The sequence below is a fragment of the Streptomyces mutabilis genome (genome assembly GCF_046628145.1).
In the GTDB taxonomy this organism is placed as follows: Bacteria; Actinomycetota; Actinomycetes; order Streptomycetales; family Streptomycetaceae; genus Streptomyces; species Streptomyces mutabilis.
In genome coordinates this window covers 1,328,105-1,335,000 of record NZ_CP176874.1, presented here as the reverse complement: position 1 = coordinate 1,335,000, position 6,896 = coordinate 1,328,105, and the positions used below count along the sequence as shown (strand labels likewise).

4 protein-coding genes and 2 rRNA genes (1 of these 6 cut by a window edge) are annotated in these 6,896 nt (G+C 64.5%); all 6 read left to right on the top strand.

From position 1 onward, the window contains the following. A 23S ribosomal RNA gene (locus ACLIN4_RS05785) occupies nt 1-2,027 on the top strand (it extends 1,097 nt beyond the left edge of the window). Nucleotides 2,028-2,116: 89 nt separating this feature from the next. Further along, nucleotides 2,117-2,233, top strand: a 5S ribosomal RNA gene (gene rrf, locus ACLIN4_RS05780). A 110-nt stretch (nt 2,234-2,343) separates the two neighbouring features. Then, nucleotides 2,344-2,952 carry a CDP-alcohol phosphatidyltransferase family protein gene (locus ACLIN4_RS05775; protein WP_073731463.1) on the top strand — a complete coding sequence of 203 codons (609 nt, stop codon included), beginning with the start codon at nt 2,344-2,346 and terminating at the stop codon, nt 2,950-2,952. A 115-nt stretch (nt 2,953-3,067) separates the two neighbouring features. Beyond that, nucleotides 3,068-5,563 (top strand): mannose-1-phosphate guanyltransferase, encoded by a 2,496-nt coding sequence (locus tag ACLIN4_RS05770; protein WP_107477618.1) that lies wholly within the window; start codon nt 3,068-3,070, stop codon nt 5,561-5,563. Nucleotides 5,564-5,730: 167 nt separating this feature from the next. Continuing rightward, the gene (locus ACLIN4_RS05765) at nt 5,731-6,567 is read left to right on the top strand and encodes a DUF881 domain-containing protein (protein ID WP_382053787.1); all 837 of its coding nucleotides are present in this window, start codon (nt 5,731-5,733) and stop codon (nt 6,565-6,567) included. Then, nucleotides 6,564-6,896: a small basic family protein gene (locus ACLIN4_RS05760; RefSeq protein WP_003977440.1), complete on the top strand. Its 333-nt coding sequence runs from the start codon at nt 6,564-6,566 to the stop codon at nt 6,894-6,896. The genes ACLIN4_RS05765 and ACLIN4_RS05760 overlap by 4 nt, the downstream gene beginning before the upstream one ends.

Sequence of the window (6,896 nt, the reverse complement as noted above, 5' to 3'; positions counted from 1 at the left end):
ATCGACTAAGGCCCCTAAGCGTACGCTAAGTGGGAAAGGATGTGGAGTCGCACAGACAACCAGGAGGTTGGCTTAGAAGCAGCCACCCTTGAAAGAGTGCGTAATAGCTCACTGGTCTAGTGATTCCGCGCCGACAATGTAGCGGGGCTCAAGCGTACCGCCGAAGTCGTGTCATTGCAGCAATACGGCCAACGCCGGCTGTGATGGGTAGGGGAGCGTCGTGTGCCGGGTGAAGCAGCGCCGGAAGGCAGTTGTGGACGGTTCACGAGTGAGAATGCAGGCATGAGTAGCGATACAAACGTGAGAAACGTTTGCGCCGATTGACTAAGGGTTCCTGGGTCAAGCTGATCTGCCCAGGGTAAGTCGGGACCTAAGGCGAGGCCGACAGGCGTAGTCGATGGATAACCGGTTGATATTCCGGTACCCGCTGTGAAGCGTCAAACATCGAGCATCGTGATGCTAAGGCCGTGAAGCCGCCCTGATCTCTTCGGAGTTGAGGGGAGTGGTGGAGCCGCTGAACCAAGCGGTTAGTAGGTGAGTGATGGGGTGACGCAGGAAGGTAGTCCATCCCGGGCGGTGGTTGTCCCGGGGTAAGGGTGTAGGACGTCAGGTAGGTAAATCCGCCTGGCAATAGTCTGAGACCTGATGCCGAGCCGATTGTGGTGAAGTGGATGATCCTATGCTGTCGAGAAAAGCCTCTAGCGAGTTTCATGGCGGCCCGTACCCTAAACCGACTCAGGTGGTCAGGTAGAGAATACCGAGGCGTTCGGGTGAACTATGGTTAAGGAACTCGGCAAAATGCCCCCGTAACTTCGGGAGAAGGGGGGCCACGCTTGGTGATCGGATTTACTCCGTGAGCTGGGGGTGGCCGCAGAGACCAGCGAGAAGCGACTGTTTACTAAAAACACAGGTCCGTGCGAAGCCGTAAGGCGATGTATACGGACTGACGCCTGCCCGGTGCTGGAACGTTAAGGGGACCGGTTAGCTTGGATTCGTCCAGGCGAAGCTGAGAACTTAAGCGCCAGTAAACGGCGGTGGTAACTATAACCATCCTAAGGTAGCGAAATTCCTTGTCGGGTAAGTTCCGACCTGCACGAATGGCGTAACGACTTCTCGACTGTCTCAACCATAGGCCCGGTGAAATTGCACTACGAGTAAAGATGCTCGTTTCGCGCAGCAGGACGGAAAGACCCCGGGACCTTTACTACAGTTTGATATTGGTGTTCGGTTCGGCTTGTGTAGGATAGCTGGGAGACTTTGAAGCTCGCACGCCAGTGTGGGTGGAGTCGTCGTTGAAATACCAGTCTGGTCGTGCTGGATGTCTAACCTGGGTCCGTGATCCGGATCAGGGACAGTGTCTGATGGGTAGTTTAACTGGGGCGGTTGCCTCCTAAAGAGTAACGGAGGCGCCCAAAGGTTCCCTCAGCCTGGTTGGCAATCAGGTGTTGAGTGTAAGTGCACAAGGGAGCTTGACTGTGAGACCGACGGGTCGAGCAGGGACGAAAGTCGGGACTAGTGATCCGGCGGTGGCTTGTGGAAGCGCCGTCGCTCAACGGATAAAAGGTACCCCGGGGATAACAGGCTGATCTTCCCCAAGAGTCCATATCGACGGGATGGTTTGGCACCTCGATGTCGGCTCGTCGCATCCTGGGGCTGGAGTCGGTCCCAAGGGTTGGGCTGTTCGCCCATTAAAGCGGTACGCGAGCTGGGTTTAGAACGTCGTGAGACAGTTCGGTCCCTATCCGCTGTGCGCGTAGGAGTCTTGAGAAGGGCTGTCCCTAGTACGAGAGGACCGGGACGGACGAACCTCTGGTGTGCCAGTTGTTCTGCCAAGGGCATGGCTGGTTGGCTACGTTCGGGAGGGATAACCGCTGAAAGCATCTAAGCGGGAAGCCTGCTTCGAGATGAGGACTCCCACCCACTTGATGGGGTAAGGCTCCCAGTAGACGACTGGGTTGATAGGCCAGATATGGAAGCCGGGTAACCGGTGGAGTTGACTGGTACTAATAGGCCGAGGGCTTGTCCTCAGTTGCTCGCGTCCACTGTGTTGGTTCTGAAACCACGAACAACCCCACACTTGTCACAGGGTGTGGTGCGGTTGTCAGTTTCATAGTGTTTCGGTGGTCATAGCGTAGGGGAAACGCCCGGTTACATTCCGAACCCGGAAGCTAAGCCTTACAGCGCCGATGGTACTGCAGGGGGGACCCTGTGGGAGAGTAGGACGCCGCCGAACTCCTCTTAGAGCTCTGGCTCTTGGGCACACAGCCCGAGGGCCAGAGCTTTTTTGCGTTGAGGTAAGGTCAGGGAGCATCATTGGCTCGTTTCATCCCAGGAGGCCCCCGCGTGGAGGTCCAGGAGACCCGCGTGCAGACCGACCGGGTCCTCACCATCCCGAACATCCTCAGCATGGCGCGTCTCGCCGGCGTGCCGCTGTTCCTGTGGCTGATCCTCCGGCCCGAGTTCGGGGGCCCGCAGAGCGACGGCTGGGCTCTGCTGGTGCTGGCCCTCAGCGGCGTCAGCGACTACCTGGACGGGAAGCTCGCCCGGCGCTGGAACCAGATCAGCAGTCTCGGCCGGCTCCTGGACCCCGCGGCCGACCGGCTCTACATTCTGTCGACCCTGGTGGGCCTTACCTGGCGGGAGATTCTGCCGCTTTGGTTGACCCTTGTCCTGCTGGCCCGCGAAGCGGTCCTGCTCGTCATGGTCGGCATCCTGCGGCGGCACGGCTATCCGCCGCCGCAGGTGAACTTCCTGGGGAAGGCCGCCACCTTCAACCTCATGTACGCCTTCCCCCTGCTTCTGCTCAGTGACGGAAGCGGGTGGATCGCGTCACTCGCTGCTGTTTTCGGATGGGCGTTCGCCGGATGGGGTACAACCCTGTATTGGTGGGCAGGTGTTCTCTACGTGGTGCAGGTCCGCCGCTTGGTCCGTGCGGACGCCACGGCCGATTGAACTCGTTCGCCGATTGTGCGGCACTGACGCCGGATGGCCCGCGCTGCAAAAGTGCGGGACCCTGGACGGGTGAAGTCGGTCAATCCGTCGTCTCTTAGAGGAGGACGCTTCCGACATGAAGGCCGTCGTGATGGCCGGAGGCGAAGGCACGCGCCTTCGCCCGATGACCTCGAGCATGCCCAAGCCGCTCCTGCCGGTGGCCAACCGGCCGATCATGGAGCACGTTCTGCGGTTGCTCAAAAGGCATGGGCTCAACGAGACCGTCGTCACCGTGCAGTTCCTGGCCTCGCTGGTCAAGAACTACTTCGGGGACGGCGAGGAGCTCGGAATGGAGCTCACCTATGCCAATGAGGAGAAGCCACTCGGTACCGCCGGAAGCGTCAAGAACGCCGAAGAGGCGTTGAAGGACGACGCTTTCCTTGTTATTTCCGGCGATGCCCTGACCGACTTCGACCTCACCGACCTGATCAATTTCCACAAGGAAAAGGGTGCGCTGGTCACCGTGTGTCTGACACGCGTGCCCAACCCGCTGGAATTTGGTATCACCATCGTCGATGACGAGGGCAAGGTCGAGCGGTTCCTGGAGAAGCCGACCTGGGGCCAGGTCTTCTCGGACACCGTGAACACCGGCATCTACGTCATGGAGCCGGAGGTGTTCGACTACGTCGATCCCGACGTGCCCGTGGACTGGTCCGGTGACGTCTTCCCGCAGCTGATGAAGGAGGGCAAGCCCGTCTACGGCTATGTCGCCGAGGGCTACTGGGAGGACGTCGGCACGCACGAGAGCTATGTGAAGGCCCAGGCCGACGTTCTGGAGCGCAAGGTCGACGTCGATATCGACGGCTTCGAGATCTCGCCCGGAGTATGGGTGGCCGAAGGTGCGGAGGTGCACCCCGACGCCGTGCTCCGAGGGCCCCTCTACATCGGCGACTACGCCAAGGTGGAGGCCGGCGCCGAAATCCGGGAGCACACCGTCGTCGGCTCGAACGTCGTCGTCAAGAGCGGTGCCTTCCTGCACAAGGCCGTCGTGCACGACAACGTGTACGTCGGCCCGCACAGCAATCTGCGCGGCTGCGTCGTCGGCAAGAACACCGACATCATGCGCGCCGCGCGGATCGAGGACGGCGCGGTCATCGGAGACGAGTGCCTGGTCGGTGAGGAATCGATCATCCAGGGCAATGTGCGGGTCTACCCGTTCAAGACCATCGAGGCCGGCGCCTTCGTCAACACGTCGGTCATCTGGGAGTCGCGGGGACAGGCGCATCTCTTCGGGGCTCGCGGAGTCTCCGGCATCCTGAACGTGGAGATCACACCGGAGCTGGCCGTGCGGCTGGCAGGCGCCTACGCGACGACCCTCAAGAAGGGTTCCACCGTCACCACGGCCCGCGACCACTCACGCGGTGCGCGGGCCCTGAAGCGGGCGGTGATCTCCGCGCTCCAGGCCAGCGCCATCGACGTACGGGACCTGGAGAACGTACCGCTGCCCGTCGCGAGGCAGCAGACCGCGCGGGGCAGTGCGGGCGGCATCATGATCCGGACCACGCCCGGGGTACCGGACTCCGTGGACATCATGTTCTTCGACGGACAGGGCGCCGACCTGTCGCAGGGCAGCCAGCGGAAGCTGGACCGGGTGTTCGCGCGGCAGGAGTACCGGCGGGCGTTCCCCGGCGAGATCGGTGACCTGCACTTCCCGTCCAGCGTCTTCGACTCGTACACCGGGTCGCTGCTGCGCAACGTCGACATCACCGGGATCGCCGATTCCGGGCTCAAGGTGGTCGTCGACGCCTCCAACGGCAGTGCCGGGCTGGTCCTGCCCAGCCTGCTCGGGAAGCTGGGCGTCGACTCGCTGACCATCAACCCCGGGCTCGACGAGTCCCGGCCCACCGAGTCCGCCGACATGCGGCGCTCGGGGCTGGTGCGACTCGGGGAGATCGTGGCTTCCTCGCGGGCGGCGTTCGGCGTGCGGTTCGACCCGGTCGGTGAGCGGCTGTCGCTCGTCGACGAGAAGGGCCGCATCATCGAGGACGACCGGGCGCTGCTGGTGATGCTCGACCTGATCGCCGCCGAGCGGCGCAGCGGACGCGTGGCGCTGCCGGTGACCACGACCAGGATCGCCGAGCAGGTGGCCGCTTACCACGGCACCCAGGTCGAGTGGACGACCACCTCTCCCGACGACCTGACGCGGGTCGGGGGCGAGGAAGGGGCGATCTTCGGCGGTGACGGCAAGGGCGGCTTCATCGTCCCGGAGTTCAGCAGCGTCTACGACGGTACGGCGGCCTTCGTGCGGCTGATCGGGCTGGTGGCGCGGACGCAGCTCACGCTGAGCCAGATCGACGCGCGGATTCCGCGGGCACACGTCCTCAAGCGCGACCTGGCGACCCCGTGGGCCGTCAAGGGGCTGGTGATGCGCCGGGTCGTCGAGGCGGCCGGAGACCGCTTCGTGGACACCACCGACGGCGTGCGCGTGGTGGAGGCGGACGGCCGCTGGGTGATGGTGTTGCCCGACCCGGCCGAGGCGGTCACCCACCTGTGGGCCGAGGGTCCCGACGACGCCTCCGCGCAGGCGCTGCTCGACGAGTGGTCCGCCGTGGTGGACAGCGCGGGCCGCTGAGACACGCCGTACGCGTGCGTGCCGGACAAGTGTCCCCAAGGGGGCCTGTCCGGCACGCCGGTGGGGCCGTTCGGAGGTAGTGGCCGGGGCGTGCGACGATGTGCGGCATGCCGCAGCAACCCCCCGTTCGGAGCACATCCACGCGGCCCGCGCGTCCGGACGCGTCCATGTCCCTGCTCACCAACGTCATGGACCACAGCCTCGACGACGGATACGCCGAGGCCGCCGAGCGGAAGAAGGCCGAGGGCGGCGGCGGACTGCCCAAGACCCTCCGGGCCAAGCTCGGCCTCGCCGCCGGCCTCGTGCTGGCGGCGCTGGTCGTGACCGTCGGCGCGGCCCAGGCGCGGGTCGCCGCTCCCGCCGTCGCCAAGGAGCGCGAAGAGCTCATCGACCGCATCGAGGAGGAGACCTCCGCGGCCGACAGGCTCGAGGAGAGCATCGAGAAGTTGCGCGGCGACGTGAGCGCCCGGCAGCGCGAGGCGCTCGAGAAGAACGGTGACAGCGACCGGTCGGACCTGGTCGGCGTCCTGTCGGGCGCGGTCGGGGTGCACGGCCCCGGTGTGAAGCTCGTGGTGGACGACGCGAAGGACGCCGGCGCGGGCGGTGACGGGCAGCCGCGCGGCACCTCCGGGTTCTCCGACACGGGCCGGGTGCGCGACCGGGACATGCAGCGCGTGGTGAACGGGCTCTGGGAGTCGGGGGCCGAGGCGGTCTCCATCAACGGGCAGCGTCTGACGGCGCTGTCTGCGATCAGGGCCGCCGGTGACGCGATCCTGGTCGACAACAGGCCGCTGGTACCGCCGTACACGGTGCTCGCGGTGGGGGACGGCGAAGGGCTCAGCAGCCGGTTCCAGGACAGTGCCGACGGGTTCTACCTGCATGCCCTGCAGGAGAACTACGGCATCCGGACCGCCATCTCCGTCGCGGACGACCTCGAGCTGCCGGCCGCACCGAGTGTGATCGTACGTACAGCACAGCCGATAACCGAGAAGGAAACATCGTGATCGCCGTACTGGGCCTCGTCGTGGGAGTCGTGGCCGGACTGTTGGTCCGGCCGGAGGTCCCGGCGGCCGTGGAGCCGTATCTGCCGATCGCCGTCGTGGCGGCGCTCGACGCCGTCTTCGGTGGTCTGCGGGCCATGCTCGACGGCATCTTCGACGACAAGGTCTTCGTGGTGTCGTTCCTGTCGAACGTGGTCGTCGCCGCGCTGATCGTGTTCCTGGGCGACAAGCTGGGCGTCGGGGCCCAGCTGTCCACCGGTGTCGTGGTCGTCCTCGGCATTCGCATCTTCTCCAACGCCGCGGCGATCCGTCGCCACGTCTTCCGGGCGTGA

What these genes read in the sequence shown, in the direction of transcription:
- ACLIN4_RS05770 (WP_107477618.1), top strand. Translation starts at nt 3,068, where the DNA reads ATGAAGGCCGTCGTGATGGCCGGAGGCGAAGGCACGCGCCTTCGCCCG.
- ACLIN4_RS05765 (WP_382053787.1), top strand. Translation starts at nt 5,731, where the DNA reads ATGTCCCTGCTCACCAACGTCATGGACCACAGCCTCGACGACGGATAC.